This window comes from Streptomyces sp. SS7 (assembly GCF_037993025.1).
In the GTDB taxonomy this organism is placed as follows: Bacteria; Actinomycetota; Actinomycetes; order Streptomycetales; family Streptomycetaceae; genus Streptomyces.
Genome location: NZ_CP141223.1, coordinates 3,390,926 through 3,413,405, shown reverse-complemented (window position 1 = coordinate 3,413,405; position 22,480 = coordinate 3,390,926). Strand labels below are relative to the sequence as shown.

At 68.6% G+C, this 22,480-nt stretch carries 24 protein-coding genes; 20 read left to right on the top strand and 4 right to left on the bottom strand.

Annotated features, from left to right (window positions below):
• Nucleotides 1-282 precede the first annotated feature (282 nt).
• The 6 genes from U5640_RS15550 (at nt 283) to U5640_RS15525 (ending at nt 6,579) form a co-directional block, all read left to right on the top strand.
• The gene (locus U5640_RS15550; protein WP_340376388.1) at nt 283-1,905 is read left to right on the top strand and encodes an ABC transporter substrate-binding protein; all 1,623 of its coding nucleotides are present in this window, start codon (nt 283-285) and stop codon (nt 1,903-1,905) included.
• 145 nt (nt 1,906-2,050) lie between these two features.
• Nucleotides 2,051-2,983 (top strand): ABC transporter permease, encoded by a 933-nt coding sequence (locus tag U5640_RS15545; RefSeq protein WP_340376387.1) that lies wholly within the window; start codon nt 2,051-2,053, stop codon nt 2,981-2,983.
• Nucleotides 2,976-3,920 carry an ABC transporter permease gene (locus U5640_RS15540; RefSeq protein ID WP_340376386.1) on the top strand — a complete coding sequence of 315 codons (945 nt, stop codon included), beginning with the start codon at nt 2,976-2,978 and terminating at the stop codon, nt 3,918-3,920. The genes U5640_RS15545 and U5640_RS15540 overlap by 8 nt, the downstream gene beginning before the upstream one ends.
• A gap of 11 nt (nt 3,921-3,931) precedes the next feature.
• The gene (locus tag U5640_RS15535; protein ID WP_340376385.1) at nt 3,932-4,984 is read left to right on the top strand and encodes an ABC transporter ATP-binding protein; all 1,053 of its coding nucleotides are present in this window, start codon (nt 3,932-3,934) and stop codon (nt 4,982-4,984) included.
• Nucleotides 4,977-6,122 (top strand): dipeptide ABC transporter ATP-binding protein, encoded by a 1,146-nt coding sequence (locus tag U5640_RS15530; RefSeq protein WP_340376384.1) that lies wholly within the window; start codon nt 4,977-4,979, stop codon nt 6,120-6,122. The genes U5640_RS15535 and U5640_RS15530 overlap by 8 nt, the downstream gene beginning before the upstream one ends.
• Before the next feature lie 67 nt (nt 6,123-6,189).
• Nucleotides 6,190-6,579, top strand: coding sequence for a VOC family protein (locus U5640_RS15525; protein ID WP_340376383.1), 390 nt, complete (start codon nt 6,190-6,192; stop codon nt 6,577-6,579).
• Between the two features lie 15 nt (nt 6,580-6,594).
• Here U5640_RS15525 and U5640_RS15520 read toward each other — a convergent pair whose 3' ends face one another.
• Nucleotides 6,595-7,110, bottom strand: a complete 516-nt coding sequence (locus tag U5640_RS15520) for a hypothetical protein (RefSeq protein WP_340376382.1) — start codon at nt 7,108-7,110, stop codon at nt 6,595-6,597.
• A 401-nt stretch (nt 7,111-7,511) separates the two neighbouring features.
• Between U5640_RS15520 and U5640_RS15515 the strand changes: the two genes are divergently transcribed.
• From U5640_RS15515 to U5640_RS15490, 6 genes are all read left to right on the top strand, one after another.
• Nucleotides 7,512-7,778 (top strand): helix-turn-helix transcriptional regulator, encoded by a 267-nt coding sequence (locus tag U5640_RS15515; protein ID WP_340376381.1) that lies wholly within the window; start codon nt 7,512-7,514, stop codon nt 7,776-7,778.
• A gap of 251 nt (nt 7,779-8,029) precedes the next feature.
• Entirely contained in the window at nt 8,030-9,652 is a 1,623-nt protein-coding gene (locus U5640_RS15510; RefSeq protein ID WP_340376380.1) for an ABC transporter substrate-binding protein, read from the top strand.
• A 6-nt stretch (nt 9,653-9,658) separates the two neighbouring features.
• The gene (locus tag U5640_RS15505) at nt 9,659-10,582 is read left to right on the top strand and encodes an ABC transporter permease (RefSeq protein ID WP_067248337.1); all 924 of its coding nucleotides are present in this window, start codon (nt 9,659-9,661) and stop codon (nt 10,580-10,582) included.
• A complete protein-coding gene (locus tag U5640_RS15500; RefSeq protein WP_340376379.1) occupies nt 10,575-11,519 on the top strand; it encodes an ABC transporter permease in 945 nt (314 codons plus the stop codon). The genes U5640_RS15505 and U5640_RS15500 overlap by 8 nt, the downstream gene beginning before the upstream one ends.
• A gap of 437 nt (nt 11,520-11,956) precedes the next feature.
• Nucleotides 11,957-12,931 (top strand): ABC transporter ATP-binding protein, encoded by a 975-nt coding sequence (locus U5640_RS15495; protein WP_340385134.1) that lies wholly within the window; start codon nt 11,957-11,959, stop codon nt 12,929-12,931.
• The gene (locus tag U5640_RS15490; protein ID WP_340376378.1) at nt 12,924-13,952 is read left to right on the top strand and encodes a dipeptide ABC transporter ATP-binding protein; all 1,029 of its coding nucleotides are present in this window, start codon (nt 12,924-12,926) and stop codon (nt 13,950-13,952) included. The genes U5640_RS15495 and U5640_RS15490 overlap by 8 nt, the downstream gene beginning before the upstream one ends.
• Before the next feature lie 150 nt (nt 13,953-14,102).
• Here U5640_RS15490 and U5640_RS15485 read toward each other — a convergent pair whose 3' ends face one another.
• Nucleotides 14,103-16,298, bottom strand: a complete 2,196-nt coding sequence (locus tag U5640_RS15485; RefSeq protein ID WP_340376377.1) for a prolyl oligopeptidase family serine peptidase — start codon at nt 16,296-16,298, stop codon at nt 14,103-14,105.
• A 179-nt stretch (nt 16,299-16,477) separates the two neighbouring features.
• Between U5640_RS15485 and U5640_RS15480 the strand changes: the two genes are divergently transcribed.
• Complete coding sequence (locus U5640_RS15480) at nt 16,478-16,672, top strand: hypothetical protein (RefSeq protein ID WP_055635483.1); 195 nt, start codon at nt 16,478-16,480, stop codon at nt 16,670-16,672.
• A gap of 374 nt (nt 16,673-17,046) precedes the next feature.
• Nucleotides 17,047-17,319 carry a hypothetical protein gene (locus U5640_RS15475; RefSeq protein WP_340385132.1) on the top strand — a complete coding sequence of 91 codons (273 nt, stop codon included), beginning with the start codon at nt 17,047-17,049 and terminating at the stop codon, nt 17,317-17,319.
• Between the two features lie 154 nt (nt 17,320-17,473).
• Here the strand turns inward: U5640_RS15475 and U5640_RS15470 are convergent, their stop codons facing one another.
• Together U5640_RS15470 and U5640_RS15465 are read right to left on the bottom strand one after the other, a co-directional pair.
• Nucleotides 17,474-17,656: a DUF397 domain-containing protein gene (locus tag U5640_RS15470; protein WP_340376376.1), complete on the bottom strand. Its 183-nt coding sequence runs from the start codon at nt 17,654-17,656 to the stop codon at nt 17,474-17,476.
• Nucleotides 17,656-18,528: a helix-turn-helix transcriptional regulator gene (locus U5640_RS15465; protein WP_340376375.1), complete on the bottom strand. Its 873-nt coding sequence runs from the start codon at nt 18,526-18,528 to the stop codon at nt 17,656-17,658. The genes U5640_RS15470 and U5640_RS15465 overlap by 1 nt, the downstream gene beginning before the upstream one ends.
• Nucleotides 18,529-18,796: 268 nt before the next feature.
• Here U5640_RS15465 and U5640_RS15460 point away from each other — a divergent pair, with 268 nt between their 5' ends.
• The 6 genes from U5640_RS15460 to U5640_RS15435 all read left to right on the top strand — a co-directional run bounded on the left by U5640_RS15460 (nt 18,797) and on the right by U5640_RS15435 (nt 22,366).
• Nucleotides 18,797-18,919, top strand: coding sequence for a hypothetical protein (locus U5640_RS15460; RefSeq protein WP_340376374.1), 123 nt, complete (start codon nt 18,797-18,799; stop codon nt 18,917-18,919).
• Between the two features lie 173 nt (nt 18,920-19,092).
• A complete protein-coding gene (locus U5640_RS15455) occupies nt 19,093-19,650 on the top strand; it encodes a hypothetical protein (protein WP_340376373.1) in 558 nt (185 codons plus the stop codon).
• 5 nt (nt 19,651-19,655) lie between these two features.
• Nucleotides 19,656-20,024 carry a hypothetical protein gene (locus U5640_RS15450; protein ID WP_340376372.1) on the top strand — a complete coding sequence of 123 codons (369 nt, stop codon included), beginning with the start codon at nt 19,656-19,658 and terminating at the stop codon, nt 20,022-20,024.
• An 837-nt stretch (nt 20,025-20,861) separates the two neighbouring features.
• Nucleotides 20,862-21,023 carry a hypothetical protein gene (locus U5640_RS15445; protein WP_340376371.1) on the top strand — a complete coding sequence of 54 codons (162 nt, stop codon included), beginning with the start codon at nt 20,862-20,864 and terminating at the stop codon, nt 21,021-21,023.
• A 48-nt stretch (nt 21,024-21,071) separates the two neighbouring features.
• Nucleotides 21,072-21,956 carry an N-acetyl-1-D-myo-inositol-2-amino-2-deoxy-alpha-D-glucopyranoside deacetylase gene (mshB, locus tag U5640_RS15440; protein ID WP_340376370.1) on the top strand — a complete coding sequence of 295 codons (885 nt, stop codon included), beginning with the start codon at nt 21,072-21,074 and terminating at the stop codon, nt 21,954-21,956.
• Nucleotides 21,956-22,366 (top strand): DUF6113 family protein, encoded by a 411-nt coding sequence (locus tag U5640_RS15435; protein ID WP_340376369.1) that lies wholly within the window; start codon nt 21,956-21,958, stop codon nt 22,364-22,366. The genes mshB and U5640_RS15435 overlap by 1 nt, the downstream gene beginning before the upstream one ends.
• The last annotated feature ends 114 nt before the right edge of the window (nt 22,367-22,480 follow it).

The following is a 22,480-nucleotide window of genomic DNA, read 5'->3' as shown; positions in this document are numbered from 1 at the left end:
GTGTAACAAGTCCGTTTCGCAGGGATCTTCCCTCTATCCCTTTGTCCGGATTTTGGAAGATGTAGCCGCGAGGTGTGATCGAACCGAGACCTTGTCGGTGTGGTTCGGTCTTCGCTGATGGCAGATAGTTAGGCGCGTAGAGCTCGGAGGACGGGTCAGGCGCCGACAGGCGGCGCAGGCTCGCGAGCGCTGGGGGCACAGACCATTTTCAGGCGCCGGCAACGGTGTTGTGTCGTGTGCTGCCCTGTGCAGTGAACCAATGGATTCTTGAGGAGGAAACCCATGCGCGGTGCGAGGAGTGCCAAGTGGGTCGCGATAGCCGCGGTTGTGGCACTGGGAGCGACCGCCTGTGGTGGTGGCGACAGCGACAAGGGCGACAGCAAGGCCGCCGTCGACCCGAACGGCACGTTCACGGTCGAGTCGGGTGAGCCGCAGAACCCGCTGCAGCCGGCCAACACGATGGAGTCCTACGGCAGCATCGTGATCAAGTCGCTGTTCACCGGTCTGGTGGACTACGACAGCGACGGCAAGATCGTCAACATGAACGCCGAGTCGGTCGACACCAAGGACAGCAAGACCTACACGGTCAAGCTGAAGGCCGGCTGGAAGTTCCACGACGGCACCCCCGTCACCGCCGAGTCCTACGTCAAGGCCTGGAACTGGGCCGCCAACCCGGAGAACAAGCAGACCAACAGCTTCTGGTTCTCCGACATCGCGGGCTACGACCAGGTCGCGCCCGCCTCGGGCAAGCCCAAGGCCACCGAGCTCTCCGGTCTGAAGGTCGTCGACGAAAACACCTTCACCATCACGCTCACCAAGGCGATCCCGTACTTCGTCTACAAGCTCGGTTACGAGGTCTTCTCGCCGCTGCCCGAGTCCTTCTACAAGGACCCGAAGGCCGCCGGTGAGAAGCCGGTCGGCAACGGTCCGTACCAGTTCGTCAGCTGGGACCACAAGAAGGCCATCACGGTCAAGAAGTTCGCCGACTACAAGGGCTCCAACGCCGCGAAGAACGGTGGTGTGGTCTTCAAGAACTACTCCACCCTCGAGACCGCCTACGAGGACCTGAAGTCCGGCAACCTGGACGTCATCACCCAGGTCGCCCCGAAGGACCTGCCGGTCTACAAGCAGGACCTCGGCGACCGCGCGGTCGACCAGGCCTACTCCGCGATCCAGACCATCGCCCCGGCCTTCTACACCAAGCAGTGGAAGGACATCAACCCCAAGGTCCTCCAGGGCCTGTCGATGGCGATCGACCGCCCCACCATCACCAAGACGGTGCTCCAGGGCACCCGTGAGCCCGCCACCGGCTGGGTCGCGAAGGGCGTCCTCGGCTTCCAGCCGAACGCCGCGGGTGACGTCACGACGTACAACCCGACCAAGGCCAAGCAGCTCATCAAGGAGGGTGGCGGCGTTCCCGGCAACGCGATCACCATCCAGTACAACACCGACGGCGGTCACAAGGAGTGGGTGGAGGCCGTCTGCAACTCCATCACCAACGCCACCGGTGTGAAGTGCAACACGGACCCGAAGGCCGACTTCCAGGCCGACCTCAAGGCGCGTGACGCCAAGGAGGTCAAGTCCCTGTACCGCTCGGGCTGGGTGCTGGACTTCCCGATGAACGCCAACTTCATCCGCGACCTCTTCGGCTCGAAGTCGGACGGAAACCAGAGCGGCTTCTCCAACAAGACGATCGACGACGAGATCGCCAAGGCCGACAGCGCCACCACGCTGGACGAGTCGGTGAAGGAGTACCAGGCGATCGAGAAGCAGCTCCCGAACTACATGCCGAGCATTCCGCTCTGGTACTACAAGGTCAACGCGGGCTACTCGGAGAAGGTCTCGGGCGTCAAGTTCGCCCAGGACGGAGACCCGATCCTGACCGGCGTCCAGGTCAAGAAGTAACCGCAGACAGCCCGTTGCCCCGGGGCGCGCCCGCCGCGCCCCGGGCAGCAGCGGAAGCGGCCGGGGGGCCCTTTCCACACGCATCGTGAACGGTGCGCGGGGAAAGGGCCCGCCTGCTGCCGCTGTGACTTTTTATGGAGGCACGATGGGGCGCTATGTCGCACGACGACTGCTCCAGATGATCCCGGTGTTCATCGGGACCACCCTGCTGATCTTTCTCATGGTCTACGCCCTGCCCGGCGACCCCGTGCGAGGGCTCTTCGGCGACAAGGGCGGCAGCCCACAGGTGATCGCCGCCCTCAAGCACGAGTACGGCCTCGACCAGCCGATCCTCGTGCAGTACTGGGAGTACATGAAGGGCATCGTCCTGCACGGTGACTTCGGTACCCAGATCGCCAGCGGCCGGCCCGTCACCGACGTGCTCGGCGACGCGTTCCCGGTCACCCTGCGCCTGGGCGGATTCGCGTTCGTCCTGGAGCTCGTCATCGGCATCGCCCTCGGCGTGTACGCGGGCCTGCGCGCCGGACGCGCCGCGGACACCGCGGTCCTGCTGGTCACGCTGCTGCTGATCTCGGTGCCGGTGTTCGTCCTCGGCTTCATCCTCAAGTGGATCTTCGCCGACGAACTCAACTGGCTCGAACCGAACGTCAACGACCCGTCGAACTACGGTCAGTTGTTGATGCCGGCGATTGTGCTGGCCACGGCGTCACTCGCCTATGTGTCCCGGCTGACCCGTACGTCGATCGCCGAGAACATGCGCGCCGACTACGTCCGTACGGCCATCGCCAAGGGCCTGCCCCGGCGCCGCGTCGTCGGTGTCCACCTGATGCGCAACTCGATGATCCCCGTGGTCACCTACCTCGGCACGGACATCGGCGCCCTGCTCGGCGGCGCCGTCGTCACCGAGGGCATCTTCAACATCCAGGGCATCGGCGGCACGATCTACCAGTCGATCGTCCGCCGGGAAGGCACCACCCTCGTCGGTCTGGTGACCATCCTCGTCCTCGTCTATCTCGTCGCCAGCCTCCTTGTCGACCTGCTCTACGCGGTCCTTGACCCGAGGATTCGCTATGCCTGACATGACCAAATCCGAGACCGTCACCGCGCCGGACGCCGTCGCCGCCGATGCCGCCGCCCCCCAGCCGGCCAAGGCCGAGAAGGTCCGCAGCCTGTGGGGCGACGCCTGGCAGGACCTGCGCCGCAACAAGATCTTCCTCGTCTCCGCGGTGCTGATCCTGCTGCTGCTCACGATCACCTTCTTCCCCGGCTGGTTCACCAGCGCCAACCCCACCTACGGCGACCTGTCCAAGCACTTCCTGCAGAAGCCGCAGCTCGGGAAGCTCTTCTCGCCCGAGTGGCTGGGCTACGACCAGCAGGGCCGCAGCGTCTACGCCCGGCTCATCTACGGCGCCCGGGCCTCCATCGCCGTCGGCTTCGGCACCACGATCGTGGTGACCATCGTGGGCGGCCTGGTCGGCATGATCGCCGGCTACTTCGGCGGGATCGTCGACTCGATCCTGTCCCGGCTCGTGGACGTGTTCTTCGGCATCCCGTTCCTGCTGGGCACCATGGTCGTCCTCAACTCCTTCCCGGAGCGCACGGCCTGGGTCGTCATCGGCGCCCTCGGCTTCTTCGGCTGGACCCAGCTGGCCCGTGTGATGCGCGGTGCGGTGATCACCACCAAGCAGTCCGACTACGTCCAGGCGGCCAAGGCGCTCGGCGCGAGCACCCCGCGCATCCTGTTCCGGCACATCCTGCCGAACACCCTGGCCCCGGTGATCGTCGTCGCGACCATCTCGCTCGGTGTCTACATCGGCTCCGAGGCCACGCTGTCCTTCCTGGGTCTCGGCCTGAACGGCGTCTCCTGGGGCAACGACATCTCCGACGGCGGCAACCAGATCCGAGTGGCACAGTGGATCATGCTGTACCCCTCGATCATGCTCACCATCACGGTGCTGGCGTTCATCATGCTCGGTGAAGCGGTACGCAACGCCCTTGACCCGAAGACGCGCTGAGGGAGGCGTACGTGACCATCATCGAAGAAACCGCACCGGTGCCGGCGCCCCGCGAGGGCGACGACGGACCACTGCTCGAAGTGCGTGACCTGCACGTCGAGTTCGTCACCCGCGAGGGTGTGGTCCAGGCCGTCAACGGCGTCAACTACAGCGTGAAGGCCGGCGAGACCCTCGCCGTCCTCGGCGAGTCCGGTTCCGGCAAGTCCGTGACCGCGCAGGCGATCATGGGCATCCTCGACATGCCGCCGGCCCGGATCCCGCAGGGCGAGATCCTCTTCCGCGGCCAGGACATGCTGAAGATGTCCGCCGAGGAGCGCCGGCGCATCCGCGGCCGGCGGATCGCCATGATCTTCCAGGACGCGCTCAGCTCGCTCAACCCCGTGCTCTCCGTCGGCTACCAGCTCGGCGAGATGTTCCGGGTGCACCAGGGCCTCTCCAAGAAGGAGGCCAGGACCAAGTCGATCGAGCTGATGGACAAGGTCAAGATCCCCGCCGCCGCGGCCCGGGTGGACGACTACCCGCACCAGTTCTCCGGCGGTATGCGCCAGCGCATCATGATCGCCATGGCGCTGGCCCTGGAGCCGGACCTGATCATCGCCGACGAGCCCACCACGGCCCTCGACGTGACGGTCCAGGCCCAGGTCATGGACCTGCTCGCGGAGCTCCAGCGCGAGTACAACATGGGTCTGATCCTGATCACCCACGACCTCGGCGTGGTCGCCGACGTCGCGGACAAGATCGCGGTGATGTACGCGGGCCGGATCGTCGAGCGCGCCCCCGTGCACGAGCTGTACAAGCGCCCCGCGCACCCCTACACCCGCGGTCTGCTGGACTCGATCCCGCGCCTGGACCAGAAGGGCCAGGAGCTCTACGCGATCAAGGGTCTGCCGCCCAACCTGCTGCGGATCCCCACCGGCTGCGCCTTCAACCCGCGCTGCCCCAAGGCGCAGGACATCTGCCGCACGGAGATCCCGGCCCTGGTGCCGGTGACCGAGCAGGACGGCGGCGAACTGGTCGGCCGGGGTTCGGCGTGCCACTTCTGGAAGGAGACGATCCATGGCTGAGCTCAGCAAGAACGACGGGCAGGAGAGCACGCCGAACGTCTCCGAGGTGGAGACCGCCGACGTCCGCTCCGAGTCGGAGGCGGTCGCCGCGATCGAGGCGCCCGTGGACCGAGGTGAGCCCATCCTCCAGGTGCGCAACCTGGTGAAGCACTTCCCGCTCACCCAGGGCATCCTGTTCAAGAAGCAGATCGGCGCGGTCAAGGCCGTCGACGGGGTCTCCTTCGACCTGTACCAGGGCGAGACCCTGGGCATCGTGGGCGAGTCCGGCTGCGGCAAGTCCACCGTCGCCAAGCTGCTGATGAACCTGGAGCGGGCCACCGCCGGCGAGATCTTCTACAAGGGCCAGGACATCACCAAGCTGTCCGGGCGCGCCCTGAAGGCGGTCCGCCGCAACATCCAGATGGTGTTCCAGGACCCGTACACCTCGCTCAACCCGAGGATGACGGTCGGCGACATCATCGGCGAGCCCTTCGACATCCACCCCGAGGTGGCCCCGAAGGGTGACCGGCGCCGGAAGGTCCAGGAGCTCCTGGACGTCGTGGGTCTGAACCCGGAGTACATCAACCGCTACCCGCACCAGTTCTCGGGCGGTCAGCGTCAGCGCATCGGCATCGCCCGCGGCCTGGCCCTCAACCCCGAGATCATCATCTGCGACGAGCCGGTCTCCGCGCTGGACGTGTCCGTCCAGGCCCAGGTCATCAACCTGATGGAGCGACTGCAGGACGAGTTCAACCTCTCCTACATCTTCATCGCGCACGACCTGTCGATCGTCCGGCACATCTCGGACCGCGTCGGTGTGATGTACCTCGGCAAGATCGCCGAGATCGGCTCCGACGAGCAGATCTACGACCACCCGACGCACCCCTACACCCAGGCGCTGCTGTCGGCGGTCCCGGTCCCGGACCCGGAGGCCCGTGAGGGCCGCGAGCGGATCATCCTCACCGGTGACGTCCCCTCGCCCGCGAACCCGCCGTCCGGCTGCCGCTTCCGCACCCGGTGCTGGAAGGCGCAGGACAAGTGCGCGACCGAGGTCCCGGTGCTCGCCGTACCGGAGCGCTTCCGGGGCGAGGACACCCCGGCGGCCCATGAGTCGGCCTGCCACTTCGCCGAGGAGAAGGACGTCGTGCACGCGGCGTGACGAACCCGCGAAGCCCGGCACCTCACGCGGAGGTGCCGGGCTTTCGTGCTGTCCCGAAAGGACGCCGATGCTTCACCACGTCGAACTGTGGGTCCCCGACCTGGCCAGAGCGGTCCACGAGTGGGGCTGGCTGCTGGGCCGGCTCGGCTACGCGCCCTACCAGGAGTGGGACCGCGGCCGCAGCTGGCGCCAAGGGGCCCTCTACCTGGTCGTGGAGGAGTCACCCGCGCTGCGCCCGGCCACCGGCCACGACCGGCTGCGCCCGGGCCTCAACCACCTGGCGTTCCACGCCGGAACCCGGGCGCAGGTCGACGCGCTGGCCCAGGAGGGCCCCGCCCACGGCTGGACCCCGCTCTTCGCCGACCGCTACCCGCACGCGGGAGGCCCGGACCACTACGCGGCCTACCTGGAGAACACGGACGGATTCGAGGCCGAGCTGGTGGCGAACGGCCCCTGAACCGCCCTCAGTTCCCTACTTCCACTCCAGGCCCCAGACGTTGGCGTCCTGCTTCACCGGGGCGACGAACCACTTCGACCACTTGGTGCTCTCGTGGTACTTGCAGTGGCCGTCGTAGTAGTACGAGTACTTCGTGGCCTTGAACTTCTTCGACTCGTGGAACATCGTCATGCGGACCTTGGTCTTGCCCGCCTTGTTCTTCGCGGGGATCGCGTAGCTCCAGCTGTTCGACTTCGACCAGGACTTGCCGACGGTCACGCTGAACGACGTGCTCGCCTTGGCGAAGATGGCCCCCGCCTCGGCCTCCACACCGGCGGTGCCGCTGGCGCTCACCGTGGCCGTCCTGGTGTGGTTGTAGGTGAGGGTGCCGCCCAGGTTGTCGTACATCCACTCGCTGTGCAGGTTGGTCGGCTTGCTCACGGTGGATTTGTTGGCGATGTGGTAGCCCGTCCCGGGGCTCGGGGCACACGCGGCGGAGGCCGGGGCGGCCACGCCGGTCACGATGCCGCCGGCCACGACGGCCGTGCTCACCAGGGCACTTGAGATTCTCAGCACGAACGATTCCCCCTTCAGGAACGCTGCGCTCACCGGGAGCGCGCCGTCAGACTGGCTGTGCCCGGACAAGGCTGCAAACAGATTGCGGGGAGGCGGGACACGCCCATGCACCGCATGGCATTGACAGTTCCGGCCGCCACCGGGCAAAGGGTGCACACGGGGAGTCGCCGCAGGTCGGAGCGGGCCGAATTGGCTGTCTCCGTACCGAAGGTCGCTATCGCATCGTCTGTATGAAGTGAGCAGCGTCTCATCGCACGGCGTCATGCGCTTTGCGGTATGAAAGGCGTCCTCAAGACTTCCCCAAGCGAGGAACCGCATGCGGCGCGCCCCGAGTCCTGATCGTTGGTCAGACACAAACGGGGAGTGGCGAATTGTTGGTGGCAGCGGAACGCAGAGCCGGTGGCGTCGGGCGGCCCTTCGGGGCGGCGGTGCGGGCCCGGCGGCTGGAGCTGGGGTTCACCCAGGAACGCCTCGCGAACGAGGCGGGCATGACACAGGGCGCGCTCTCGCGCATGGAGTGCGGTCGTGGGGTGCCGACCCTGCCGCTGCTGGAGCGGCTGGCGGCGGCCCTGTCGTCGAACCTGCTGATCTCCATGTCACCGCACGGCGGCGTCCACGTGGTCTTCAAGGAGGTGCCGCGCTAGCCACCTCCAGGCCGGGCACCTCCGGGCCGGGCACCTCCAGACCGGGCGCGTCCAGGCCGGGCACGCCGACGCCGGGCACCCCGCGCCGGTCCCCCGTACGGCTCAGCCGAGTCGTTCGGGTTCCTCCTTCTGACGCCCCTTCGCACCCGTACGGGTGGGGTGAACATGCACGGAGGCCGCCATGTGCCGATATTGGCTGGTAAAGGATCAAGGCACTCCTGGGTCCGGCGCCAGTCAAGAGGAGGCACTCCATGCGAGGAGCCACACAAGCCAGGTGGGCCGTGTGCGCGGCGGCGGCCCTGCTGGCTACGGCGGCCTGCGGCGGCGGGAGCGGCGGCGGGGACACGAGCGAGGTCCTCACCTCGTCCTGGGGCGACCCGCAGAACCCGCTGGAGCCCGCCAACACCAACGAGGTGCAGGGCGGCAAGGTCCTCGACATGATCTTCCGCGGCCTGAAGCGGTACGACCCCGTGACCGCCCAGGCGCAGAACATGCTGGCGCAGAGCATCGAGACACCGGACTCGCAGAACTTCACGGTCACCCTGAAGGACGGCTGGACGTTCAGCGACGGCGAGAAGGTGACCGCCCGCTCGTTCGTCGACGCCTGGAACTACGGGGCGAGCCTGAGGAACGCGCAGAAGGCGGCCGAGTTCTTCAAGTACATCGAGGGCTACGACCGGATCCACCCGGAGACCGGGACCCAGAGCGCCGACACCCTGTCCGGGCTGAAGGTCGTCGACGACCGCACGTTCACCGTGCGGCTCAGCCAGAAGTTCTCGTCCTTCCCCGACACCCTCGGCTACGCCGTCTTCTCACCCCTGCCCCGGGCGTTCTTCGACGACCACGAGGCCTGGCTGAGGAAGCCCGTCGGCAACGGGCCCTACACGATCGCCTCGTACACCCGGGGCGCCCAGATGAACCTCGTCCGCCGCGCCGACTACCCCGGCCCGGACAAGGCGCGCAACGGCGGGGTCACCCTGAAGGTCTACACCGACCCCAACACCGCTTACACCGACCTGCTGGCCGGCAACCTCGACCTCACCGACGACGTGCCCGCCGCCCAGCTCAAGAACGCCCCGGGCGACCTCGGCGGCCGCTACCTCAACCAGCCCGCCGGGATCATCCAGACGATCGCCTTCCCCTACTACGACAAGGCGTGGGGCAGGCCCGGCATGGACAAGGTCCGCAAGGGGCTGTCCATGGCCATCGACCGGGACCGGATCACCGCGACGATCTACCAGCGGACGCGGGTCCCCGCCACGGACTGGACCTCGCCGGTCCTCGGGATCAAGGGCGGCGACAGCAAGGGGCTGTGCGGCGAGTGGTGCACCTACGACCCGGCCCGGGCCAAGGAGCTGATCCAGGAGGGCGGGGGACTGCCCGGCGGGCAGGTGCGGATCACGTACAACGCGGACGCCGGCTCCCACAAGCAGTGGGTGGACGCCGTCTGCAACTCCATCAACACCGTCCTCGGCGACGACCGGGCCTGCGCCGGCAGCCCCGTCGGCACCTTCGCGGACTACCGCGACAAGACCACCCGGCAGAAGCTGAGCGGCCCCTTCCGGGCCGGCTGGCAGATGGACTACCCGCTCATCCAGAACTTCCTCCAGCCGCTCTACTACACCAACGCCCCCTCCAACGACGGCAAGTGGTCCAACAAGGAGTTCGACCGGCTCGTCGACCGGGCCAACGCCGAGACCGACCCGGCCAAGGCCGTGGCGCTGTTCCAGCAGGCCGAGGGGGTCGTCCGGGACGACATGGCCGCCATCCCGCTCTGGTACCAGAACGGCACGGGCGGCTACGGGGAACGCCTCTCCGACGTCCGGCTCAACCCGTTCTCCGTCCCCGTCTACACCGACATCAAGGTGGGCTGACCCGCCATGGGGCGGTACGTCGTACGGCGCCTGCTGCAGATGGTGCCCGTCTTCCTCGGCGCGACCCTGCTGATCTTCCTCATGGTGAACGTGATGGGCGACCCCGTCGCGGGCCTGTGCGGCGAACGGCAGTGCGACGCGGCGACGACCGCGCAGCTCAAGCAGGAGTTCGGCCTCGACCGGCCGGTCTGGCAGCAGTACCTGACCTACATGGGGAACGTCTTCACCGGGGACTTCGGCACGGCGTTCAACGGCCAGCCGGTCACCGAGCTGATGGCGACGGCCTTCCCCGTCACCGCGCGCCTCACGCTGGTCGCGATCCTCTTCGAGATCGTCATCGGGATCACCCTCGGGGTCGTCACCGGGATGCGCCGGGGCCGCCCCGTCGACACCGGGGTCCTGCTGGCCACTCTCGTGGTGATCTCCGTGCCCACCTTCGTCACCGGTCTGCTGCTCCAGCTGCTGCTCGGCGTCGAGTGGGGCTGGATCAGGCCGTCCGTCTCCCCGGACGCCGCCTTCGGTGAACTCCTCGTACCCGGCCTGGTGCTGGCCTCGGTCTCGCTGGCGTACGTCACCCGGCTGACCCGGACCTCGATCGCCGAGAACCGGCGCTCCGACTACGTCCGCACCGCCGTCGCCAAGGGGCTGCCGCGCCGGCGGGTCGTCACCCGGCACCTGCTGCGCAACTCCCTCATCCCGGTGGTCACCTTCATCGGCGCGGACATCGGCTTCCTGATGGGCGGCGCCATCGTCACCGAGCGGATCTTCAACATCCACGGCGTCGGCTACCAGCTCTACCAGGGGATCCTCCGCCAGAACACCCAGACGGTCGTCGGCTTCGTCACCGTGCTCGTGCTGGTCTTCCTGGTCACCAATCTGCTCGTCGACCTCCTGTACGCCGTACTCGACCCGAGGATCCGCTATGCCTGAACTGGAGCCGGAGGGCGAGATCGTGGCGCCGGGGCTGACGGTGGGGCAGCCGCTGCCCCTGGAGCCGGCACCGGCCGCCGGGACCACGGGCAGACCCCGCTCCCTGTGGTCCGACGCCTGGCGCGACCTGCGCCGCAACCCGGTCTTCCTGGCGTCCTCCCTGATCATCCTGTTCCTGCTGTTCATCTCCCTGTGGCCCTCGGCCATCACCTGGGAGAGCCCCCTGAAGTGCGACCTCGCCCACGCGCAGGAGGGTTCGGTCCCGGGCCACCCCTTCGGTTACGACGGCCAGGGCTGCGACGTCTACACCCGCACGGTCTACGGCGCCCGTACGTCCGTCACGGTCGGCGTCCTCGCCACCCTCGGGGTGGCCGTCCTCGGCAGCGTCCTCGGCGGCCTCGCCGGCTTCTTCGGCGGCGCCGGGGACGCGGTCCTCTCCCGGGTCACGGACGTGTTCTTCGCGATCCCCGTGGTCCTCGGCGGGCTGGTGCTGCTCTCCGTGGTCACCGGCGACACCGTCTGGCCGGTCATCGGCTTCATGGTGCTGCTCGGCTGGCCCCAGATCTCCCGGATCGCCCGCGGCTCGGTGATCACGGCGAAACAGCACGACTACGTCCAGGCGGCCCGCGCGCTCGGCGCCTCCTCCTCCCGCATCCTCCTGCGCCACATCGCCCCGAACGCGGTGGCCCCCGTGATCGTCGTCGCGACCATCGCCCTGGGCACGTACATCGCCCTGGAGGCGACCCTGTCCTACCTCGGCGTCGGTCTGAAGCCCCCCACGGTCTCCTGGGGCATCGACATCTCCGCCGCCTCCCCCTACGTCCGCAACGCCCCCCACGCCCTCCTGTGGCCCTCCGGCGCCCTCGCCCTGACGGTCCTGGCGTTCATCATGCTCGGCGACGCGATCCGCGACGCCCTCGACCCGAAACTGAGGTGACGGAGCGATGCGACGACAAGGACCCGACACCGGGCCCGGCACCCCTGCGGCGGGCCGCCCGCGGGCCCGGTCCGGGCCGACGGCGCCCTGCGGGGCCCGGGGTGCGGGCTGCCGCCCGGTGCGGTCCGACCGCCCCCTTCGCGACGCGGGTGGGCGTCGCCCCGGCCCTAGGGGGTGTCGTTTGGATCATGCCGCGCGTCGCGGGGTGTGGCACGCACGTCTGCGGCGTTGTCGTCGGTTGCCGACGCTCCGCGTCGCCGCCCTCCTCCGCCTTGCAGCCGCACGCACCACACCCCGCTCGGGTCGGCCCAGAGGCTACGCCGGCTCAGCCGACCTGATCCAAACGACACCCCCTAGGTGGAGGTGACCCGGCGATGCCGCTGGACGCAGGGGAAGCAGGGGAAGCGCAGTTCGTGGAGCCGTACGCCCGGGGGGAGGTGCTGCTCGACGTACGGGATCTGCGGGTGGAGTTCCGGACCCGGGACGGGGTCGCGCGCGCCGTCAACGGGGTCAGCTGGACCGTACGGGCCGGTGAGACGCTCGCGGTGCTCGGGGAGTCCGGGTCGGGGAAGTCGGTGACCGCGCAGGCGGTGATGGGAATCCTCGACGTGCCGCCCGGCCGGATCACCGGCGGCCGGGTGCTGTTCAAGGGCCGGGACCTGCTCACGATGAAGGAGGACGAGCGCCGCAGGATCCGCGGCGCCGAGATGGCGATGATCTTCCAGGACGCGCTGTCCTCCCTGAACCCGGTCCTCCCCGTCGGCGACCACCTCGGCGAGATGTTCGTCGTCCACCGCGGCATGTCCAGGAAGGACGCGCGGGCCAGGGCCGTGGAGCTGATGGACCGCGTCCGCATCCCGGCCGCGCGGCAGCGGGTCGGCGACTACCCGCACCAGTTCTCCGGCGGGATGCGCCAACGCATCATGATCGCCATGGCGCTCGCCCTCGAACCGGCCCTGATCATCGCCGACGAGCCCACCACCGCCCTCGACGTCACCGTCCAGGCCCAGGTCATGGACCTGCTCGCCGAACTGCGGCGCGAGTACCGCATGGGCCTCGTCCTCATCACCCACGACCTCGGCGTGGTGGCCGACGTCGCCGACCGCATCGCCGTGATGTACGCGGGCCGGATCGTCGAGTCGGCCCCCGTCCACGACCTCTACAGGGCCCCGGCCCACCCGTACACCCGGGGACTTCTCGACTCCATCCCCCGCCTCGACCGCAAGGGCCACGCGCTCCACGCCATCAAGGGCCTGCCGCCCAGCCTCATGGACATCCCGCCCGGCTGCGCCTTCCACCCCCGCTGCCCGGCGGCCCGGGACGCCTGCCGGAGCGACCTCCCGCCGCTGCACCCGGTGGACGAGGACCGCGGCAGCGCCTGCCACTTCTGGGGGGAGTGCCTGCATGGCTGAGCCGATCCTCCGCGTGAGCGGGCTGTACAAGCACTACCCGCTCACCCGCGGCGTCCTGTTCAAGAAGCGGGTCGGTTCGGTGAAGGCCGTCGACGGTGTCGACTTCGCGCTCGGCAGGGGGGAGACCCTCGGGATCGTCGGCGAGTCCGGCTGCGGCAAGTCCACGGTCGCCAAGCTGCTGGTCAGCCTGGAGCGCCCGACGCGCGGCCGGATCCACTACAAGGGCGAGGACATCACCCGGCTCTCCGGGCGCGCCCTGAAGGCGGTCCGCCGCAACATCCAGATGGTGTTCCAGGACCCGTACACCTCCCTCAACCCGAGGATGACGGTCGGCGACATTGTCGGGGAGCCCTACGAGATCCACCCCGAGGCCGCCCCCAAGGGCGACCGGCGCCGCCGGGTGCGGGAACTGCTCGACGTGGTCGGCCTCAACCCGGAGCACATCAACCGCTATCCGCACCAGTTCTCCGGCGGCCAGCGCCAGCGCATCGGCATCGCCCGCGGCCTCGCCCTGCGCCCCGAGGTGATCGTCGCCGACGAACCGGTGTCCGCGCTGGACGTCTCGGTGCAGGCCCAGGTCGTCAACCTCCTCGGCCGGCTGCAGAGCGAGTTCGCGTTGTCGTACCTCTTCATCGCCCACGATCTGTCGGTCGTCCGGCACATCTCGGACCGGGTCGGGGTGATGTACCTCGGCCGGATCGTGGAGATCGGCTCCGACGAGCAGATCTACGGCCGTCCGACGCACCCGTACACCCAGGCGCTGCTCTCCGCGGTCCCGGTGCCGGACCCCGGGGCGCGCAGCCGGCGGGAGCGGATCATCCTCACCGGAGACGTGCCGTCCCCGACGGACGTGCCGTCCGGCTGCCGCTTCCGCACCCGCTGCTGGAAGGCGCGCGAGCGGTGCGCCCAGGAGGTGCCGGTGCTCGCCGTCCCGGAGTCCCTGAGGGGACTCGGCGGGCCGGCCGCGCACGCCTCCGCCTGCCACTTCGCCGGGGTCGATCATGGCAACCACGGCGCATAACCGCACATTTGTACCGTAACTGCGTTAACACGCAGGCAACTTGGCTGACCCGATTCCGATATACGGACGCGTCAGTCTGAACAGCGTACGGCCGTGCGGGTGCCGTAAACGGGCCGGGATGCGCCATGTCATCCCGGCCCGTTGCCTTGCCTAGGGCGTCTCCTTCGGGTGGGACGCGAGCCCCAGCGAGCGCTTCAGGAAGTCCACCTGGAGCAGCAGCAGGTTCTCCGCGACCTGCTCCTGCGGGGTCATGTGCGTGACGCCGGACAGCGGCAGCACCTCGTGCGGCCGCCCCGCCGCGAGCAGTGCCGAGGACAGCCGCAGGGAGTGCGCGACGACCACGTTGTCGTCGGCGAGGCCGTGCACGATCATCAGCGGCCGGTGCGGCTCGGCGGGCGCGGACAGCCCGTCGTCGGTGACGAGCGAACTCCGCGCGTACGCCTCGGCGTTCGCGGCCGGGTCGCCGAGGTAGCGCTCGGTGTAGTGGGTGTCGTACAGCCGCCAGTCGGTGACCGGGGCGCCGGCGATGCCCGCGTGGAAGACGTCCGGGCGGCGCAGCACCGCGAGAGCGGCCAGCCAGCCGCCGTAGGACCAGCCGCGGATCGCCACCCGGGTCAGGTCCAGGGGGTGGGACCGGGCCAGGTCCTGGAGCGCCTCGATCTGGTCGTCGAGGCTGACGGTGAAGTCGTGGTGCACCGCCTTCTCCCAGGCGGGGGAGCGGCCCGGGGTGCCCCGGCCGTCGGCGACGACCACCGCGAAGCCCTGGTCGGCGAACCACTGCGAGGTCAGATGCGCGTTGTGGGCGGCGAGGACCCGGGGGCCGTGGGGGCCGCCGTAGGGGTCGAGGAGGACGGGCAGCAGGGGTGCGGAGGGTTGCGAGGTGTCACCGGGGTAGTCCGTAGGCATAAGCACGGCGCACGGGATCCTTCGTGCGCCCCCTTCGGTGAGGATCACGCGCGGGGACAGACCGGGATCTTCGGCATACGACCGGACGGTCGCCGTCCTCCCCCAGCCTCCGGCCGGGGGGACCCCCATCTCCCTTCGGTCGCCGTCCCGCAGGATCCGCGCCACGCTCCCGGGCCGGTCGAGCGCCGCGGACACCAGCACGGTCACGCCCCCGGCGCGCACGGCGGAGTGCACGCCGGGCTCCTGCGAGATGCGCTCCACCCCGAGTTCGCTGACCCGGTAGACGTGCACCTCGCCGGTCTCCGGGCCCTCCGCCTCCGCGCCGGCCGACGCCGAGATCAGCACCTCGTCGTCCGTGACGTCCAGCACCGCCCGTACGTGCAACTGGGCTCCGGTCAGCGGACGTTCGCCGACCGCGAGGACCCGGGCACCGCCCTCGTCGGCGATCCGGACCAACCGCCCCGAAGGGCTCCAGCACGGCACCCCAGGGAAAAGATCCAGCCAAATCGGATCTTCGTCGGCGTGCACCATCCGCGTGGCCCCGGACTCCGTGTCCACCGCCAGGTACAGCTGGCTGCGCTGATCGCGCGCCTGGACGAGAAGCAGCGGCGCACCCGCCCCTGACCAGTGCACTCGTGCCAGATAGGGGTACCTCGCCCGGTCCCAGACGACCTCGGTCCGCACCCCGTCCAGGCCGAACACGAACAGCCGGACCTCCGCGTTGGCCGTCCCAGCAGCTGGATACGGCACGTGTTGTGGGTCACGTTTCGGCTGTGCGGGGTCCGAGATCCACCATCGCTCCACCGGCGTGTCGTCCACCCGCGCCACCAGCAGCCGGTCCGACTCCGGAGCCCACCAGAAGCCCCGGGAACGCGCCATTTCCTCCGCCGCGACGAACTCGGCCAATCCATAGGAAACCGTGCCGGATTCGGGCTCCGCGACCGCCCGGTCGTCCTCGCCCTCGGCGCTCACCACCCGCAGCGTACCCCCCGCGACATACGCGACGAGCCGCCCGTCGGGGGACGGACGGGGATCGACCACCGGCCCCGGCACCCGGATCTCGCGCGCCGTCCCGGCCCTCAGCTCGGCCGTGAAAAGCCGCCCGGACAACGAGAATGCGGCCAGTTCCACGGCCTCGTCGGTGGCGTAGCCGACGATCCCGGCACCGCCCTCACGGCTGCGCTCCCGGCGTGCCCGTTCCTCGGCGGAGAGGTCCTCCGCGGCGCCCCCGAGCAGCCCCCGGGGATCGGCGGCCGGCCGCTCCGCGCCGTCCGCGGGATCGAGTACCCACAGGGCCCCCGCGCGATCGGTACCGGAGCCGGAGCGCAGGAACACGACCCGGGAGCCGTCGGGGGCCACCGTGAACGAACGCGGCGCGCCGAGGGTGAAACGCTGGGTGCGCGCGTGCCGGCGGGGGAAGGAGTCGGACTCGGTCGTCATCCCACGACCATATTGGCCATGCGCCCCCTTGTGCGGCTGTGCGCCGCGAGATGCGCACGTACTCGTAGTTATGATCACTAGCGCACTGTGGGTATGAACCTGCTGGCAGTTGTATGGATTTACAAGTTCCCTCGTTCTGTTCTGCCCCCACGTTCCCGGGTTCTTGGAGGTGAGCCGCCGTGGCACTCTCGATTTCGGCGGTGGTGCTGCTGGCGATCATCGTCTTCTTGTTGATCAAGAAGTCAGGACTGAAGGGCGGTCATGCGGTCGTCTGCATGCTGCTCGGCTTCTACCTCGCCTCCTCGACGATGGCGGGGACGATCAACGATCTGACGACGAGCGTGGCGAGCATGATCGGCAGCATCAAGTTCTGACGCGTGCCGTCGCGGGGGCTCCGGTGAGCGATTGACCGGAGCTCGTCGTTCGCTGCCATGAAGCGCGCCTTCCCCGCATCAGGGTCCGTAAGCGGGGGCGCGTGAAGGGACACGACGCTGACGATCGCCTGCGGAAGCCGGCGAGGCGTTCATGCCTCGCCCAACTTCGGGCGTCTCTACGGCTATCAGCCCCTCTTCGCCCTCCATGGCTCGCCGTAGCGGCCTCCCGCCGACGGTGATCGCCGAGGAGATCGTCCGCGACCTCCAGGCCGCGCTGAACGAGTTCACGGCCCTCGCCCGCTCCTGGGCGGCGAGGTCGGCGTTCCCGAGGCCGAGGTCTTGGTCGAACAGGCCGGGCCGAGTTCGATCGTGACCTGGGCGAAGCCTTCGATCAGGCCATCCAGCTCTCCTCCGTCACCCCGATGCGACTGTTCTTGGAGAAGTGGGCGACGCTCGTGGCCGTCGAGCGCCACCCTGAGCAGGCTCGCAGGATGCGCGAGGCCGAGCGGACCCTCGCTGACCCCAGCGCTTCAGAGGATGCCTTCCAGCAGGCCCCGGCCACGGTCACCCGCATTCTCGACATGGCATCCGAGGAGGCCGCAGTCACCCGTACGACCCGGATGCCAAGTGGGTGGTCGGCGGTATGAAAGCCGCGGACCGGGAGGCGGTCGCCGTCATCGCGTCCGCGCCGACCGATCTTGCCGCGTGCGGTCTGGACCGGACGGGCGCCTCGACGAAGATCCGAACCCCATGCGGCTACGCACCTACGGCGGCGCCCACTGTGTCCATGCGGTGGGCGGGTCAGTCCTCGGACGCGTACGGCACGAAGTCGGCCCAGGCCTCTGGCGAGAGCTGGAGGCGGGGGCCGGCGGTGTGCTTGGAGTCGCGGACGTGGATGGTGTCCGGGGTGGTGGCGATCTCGACGCAGTCGCTCGGGTTGCTGCTGTCGCTGTAGCTGCTCTTGAACCACACCAGGTCCTGCATCAGGTTTCTCCCACCAGTGTCTCGACGAAGGCCAATGACTCCCGTGCGGTCAGAGCCTCGGCCCGGATGATGCCATAGCGCAGCTCAAGGATCCTGAGCTGCCTCGGGTCGTGAACGGGGCGGCCGTTGAACTCGTCGTCCATGCGCCCGACCGCCGTGCCGTCCTCGAACTTCAGCACCTGGATACGCCCTCCCGTCCCAGGGTGGTCCCAGCGGTCCGTCGGCATCACCTGAATCTCGACGTTTCGCAGTTGCCCCACATCCAGGAGGTGTTCGAGCTGCGTGCGCCACACCATCTTGCCTCCGACCGGACGTCTCAGAGTCGTCTCTTCCAGGACGAAGCTGAGTTCGGGAGCGGGTGAACGATCGAAGATCGCCTTTCGGGCCATGCGTGCCGCTACTGCCTGCTCCAGATCTGCCTCCGGGGGCACGGGCCGCCGAGTCCCCATCAACGCCCATGCGTACTCCTTCGTCTGTAGGAGTCCGTGCAGGTTGTGGTTGCCGTACGAGAGCAGCTCGACGGCCTTCGCCTCCATCTCCGCCAGATCTCGAACCTTCTTCGGATACCGGACCTTCTCCACGTCCTCCTTCATCGCCGAGAGCAACCCACCAGCGCCCAGCACCTCGTCCGCCCTGTCCAGGAACTCCGGACGAGGGATCCGTTTCCCGCTCTCCAGCTTGTAGATCATGTCCTCGCCGTACCCGACGGCTTCACCGAACCTGCCCGCCCGCATACCCACGGACTCCCGCCGCAGCTTTAGCTGCCGTCCGATCGTGGCGACGATCGCGAGGCCCCACTCGTCGTCCGGATCAACCTCCCAACCCGGCTCGTCCGCCTCGTTCTTGAGTCGCACCGCTTCCACCCGAGTCATGCCGCACACTCCCGTCGTACGTCCTGGCAACGACGCCCTACCTGTCCACACCACGCCGATCGGCCCGGACAGCGCTGAATGAAACACGAGTAGTCACCATCCGTGATCACGTCGTCACGGTTGACGTTAGGTGAGCGTCGCGACTCCATGTGAGGTGATCCGCGAAGCAGGCAGGGGTGAAGGTTCTTGCTCAACCCCGCTAGGCACGGCCTGGCCGAAAGCCGTATGTCGTCCGGCAGCCATGAGGCGCCAAACGGACACTCCGAAGGTGCGACGGGTTCTCACGGCCCTGGCCACGGACCACTGGACTCCGGTCACGGAGCATCTGAACACCAGGGTGGCCATGACGTCGATCATGAGCCTGGAACTCCTGACAGTGATGCCCCAGTAGGTCACGATGGCGGCGGAACTCCTCACCACGATCCCGTCACCGCGCATACGGACGCGGCGGACGGACCGGGGTATCCGGACGGATACGATCCGACCGAAGCATTGGTACATCAGGGGACGCTGCCCGGTGCTGGGGCTGGGGACAAGTTCCTGGGGCAACTGGACCCGTCGCGCGTGGAAATCACGGATGGTCTCATCACGCGCGTCGACGGTCGGCCAGTCGAGGAATTTATCCAGAAGCTTTCCAGGGACCGGGTGGACCTGTACATCCATGCGAAGAATGAAGGAACTTTCTCCAAGGGACAGACGGGTGCTTGTGTTGGCTCGGTGATCGATACTCGCACTGGATTTGTGTATGAAGGCATCAACGGGCCCGGGGATGCACTGATCAGGATGGAGGATCTCCATCCGTTGCTCGCCGAGCGTTACCATGTACTCAAGTCCGACCCTCCACATCCTGCACAAATCCTGGAGCATGCAGAGGTCAAGGCCGCGAACCAGCTACTGTGGGAGCGCCACAAGTTGGGCTTGCCGGATGACGCCAGTGCCCTGAAGGAACTCCGCGCCTCTGTCTGGTTCCCTTTCAAGAAGGATTTTGATCTGGAGGTCCCAGTGCCCCCGAAAGCAGCGCCGTTCTGCGCCAACTGCGCCACGATGTTGCATGAGGTGCCCAGCTCTTTCGGACGTTTCACCGCCTTCCCGCCCAGTGCCGAGAACAAATTGCCGTGGTAATGGATATGCGACGTATTGACATTGACGACGACGAGGTCGACATCGGATTCGATCACCGGTTGCTCTACTCTGGAGAGCCCTATACCGGAGAGGCTGTGGAACATCTCGCCGGGCACCTTGTGAGTCTGGTGGCATATACGGATGGTTTCAAGGACGGCCCCTACCGCGAGTGGTACAAGGATGGGACGCTTCGCGCCGAGGGCCTCATGCGTATGGGCTTCGTGTCCGGGGAATTCAAGCGCTGGCACCCCAACGGCGTTCTGGCCAAGCAGATGATTCACAGCGAAGACGGCAAGACCCCCCTCGCGGAATATGAGTGGGATGAAGAGGGTCGGCCCACTCGCGTCTGGGAAGATCCTGACTACGGTTCATAAGGGCCGGTGACTGGCGGTCCCTGGCGGACACCCGCGCTGGAGGGCGGGGTCCTCGTCCCTCACCGGAGCCCGGCAACTCGTGCTCCCGTGGCGAGATTGGTCTAGCCCGGACGGCTGCATCGTCACCCGTGCGGTGTGCTGCGGCCATCCGGGCCATCACCGTCGTATCGACAGGGCGGTCGCCGAGCATGTGCCCAGGCTGACGAAACGCGCTACCCACAAGCCTCTGCCCAGTGTCCGCAGCCCTTCACGCGCCTGGGCTGCGCGGCTTCAGACGGCCACCGACCTCCTCGCGGACCTCGGTAGCCTCCGGCGCCGCCGCCTGGCTGGAGCGGGACGTCAGCGCCACGGCCGTACGAGCGGCCCTCACCGCAGCCCTCCCGCCGCAAGCCCTTCGGCGCCCGGCCGTGCTCCTGGCCCCCACCGCCCCACGGCACTACCGCCACCCCCGCCCCCGTTCCGCGTCCCTGTCGCTCCGCCGTCCGTCCAGTACGCGTTGCGCAACCGCGACGGCTGTGACCGAGGCTTCCGCTTGCCCGAGCCGGGCCGTCATTGACGCGACTGCCGGCGCAGGCGACGGCTCTCTGAAGACCCGCACCAGCTGAGGAACCGCATGGTGAAGTCGTCCCACGAGGCGATGCACCGCATCCTTCAGGAATGCCCCGACCTGGAAGATCCCGCCTCTGCTGCCGGTGATCACCGACCCGGATGAGGCTCGGGCCGACCCGGCGCTGGCCGCGCTGTCCGTCATCACTCACGCAAAGGAGGCGGGCGTCGAGGGGATTCATCTCCGAAGAGATCCGTGACGAGGGCCGCGCGCAGGGGCGTGCCGAGGACGTGCTGCTCGTCCTGGAAGCGCGGGGCCTCGGTGTCACCGACGAGATCCGCGAGCGCATCACCGCCTGCGACGACCCGGACCTTCTGCGCACCTGGCTCACCCGCGCAGTCACCATGGAGGCCGCCGAGGACATCGTCACCGAGCCGGAAAACGGTGCCTGAGTCCAGGCGGATGACCGCCAGGCGGCGGTCGCCTCGTAGGCTGGCCCCATGACGGAACTGCCCGCTCGGCGTCTGCTTCTGGTGCACGCGCATCCGGACGACGAGTCGATCAACAACGGCGCGACCATGGCCCGGTACGCGGCCGAGGGCGCCGGGGTGACGCTCGTGACCTGCACGCTCGGTGAGCGCGGCGAGGTCATCCCGCCTGAGCTGCGGCATCTGAGCGGTGCCGCCCTCGGTGAGTACCGGCTGCGCGAGCTGACCGACGCGATGGCCGCGCTCGGTGTCGGGGACTTCCGGCTGCTCGGAGGCGTGGGGCGGTACGGCGACTCGGGGATGATGGGGATCGCCGACAACGACGACCCGGCCTGTTTCTGGCAGGCGAACGTCGACGAGGCCGCCGCCGCGCTCGCCGAGGTGATCCTCGAGGTGCGCCCCCATGTCGTCGTCACCTATGACGACAACGGCGGCTACGGCCACCCCGACCACGTCCAGGCGCACCGCGTCGCCCTGCGGGCCGTCGACTTCGCCGCCGAGAGCGGCTGGGCCGTCCCCAAGGTCTATTACAACCGCGTGCCGCGCTCCGTCGCCGAGGCCGCTTTCGGGCGGCTCCGGGAGGAGCTGCCGACGCTGCCCTTCGACAGGAGCGCCGCCGTCGCCGACGTCCCCGGTGTCGTCGACGACGAGCGGATCACCACCGCCGTCGACGGCGCGGCGTATGCGAGTGCGAAAGCCGCGGCGATGCGCGCGCACGCCACCCAGATCGAGGTCGCCCCGGGTGAGCGCTGCTTCGCCCTCTCCAACGAGCTGGCCCAGCCCCTCTTCACCACCGAGTACTACGAGTTGGTGCGCGGCGAGGCCGGGGAGCGGGTGGCGAACAGGGAGACGGACCTGTTCGCCGGAGTCGAGGTCGGGACGGAGGCGGACGCCTGATGTCCGGTCCCGGTTCGATGCTCGCCCAGCCCCTCCGGCGGCCCCCCGCCGGACGGATCGCCGCCTACCTCGGGCTCTTCGTCCTCGGCGCGGTGACCGGCCTGGCCGGTGCGCTCGTGCAGTCCGGCTGGTTCCCCGGCGGACTGGTCCTCGCGCTCGCCGGTGCGGCCGGGCTCTTCGTCGGCGGCGCCCGGGCCGCGAACAGCCGTGCCGGGGCGGTCGCGCCGGCCGCCGGCTGGATGATCGCCGTCATCGTGTGCACCGCGGGCCGTCCCGAAGGGGACTTCCTGTTCGGCGCGGGAGGCGGCTCGTACCTCTTCCTGCTCGGCGGTATGGCGCTGGCTGTGATCTGCGCCACCCTTGGGCTGGGGCGGCAACCGGACCGGCCCGACGTCCGACTTGGCAAGTGACGTACCACTTCGCAGGGCGCGGCCGTGCGAGTCCCGTGGGGGTTTCAACGGCGGTCGTGGGATACGCGCCAGAAGCGGCCAGTATGGTGGTGCGCGCCGCCGAGGTGCCCGTGA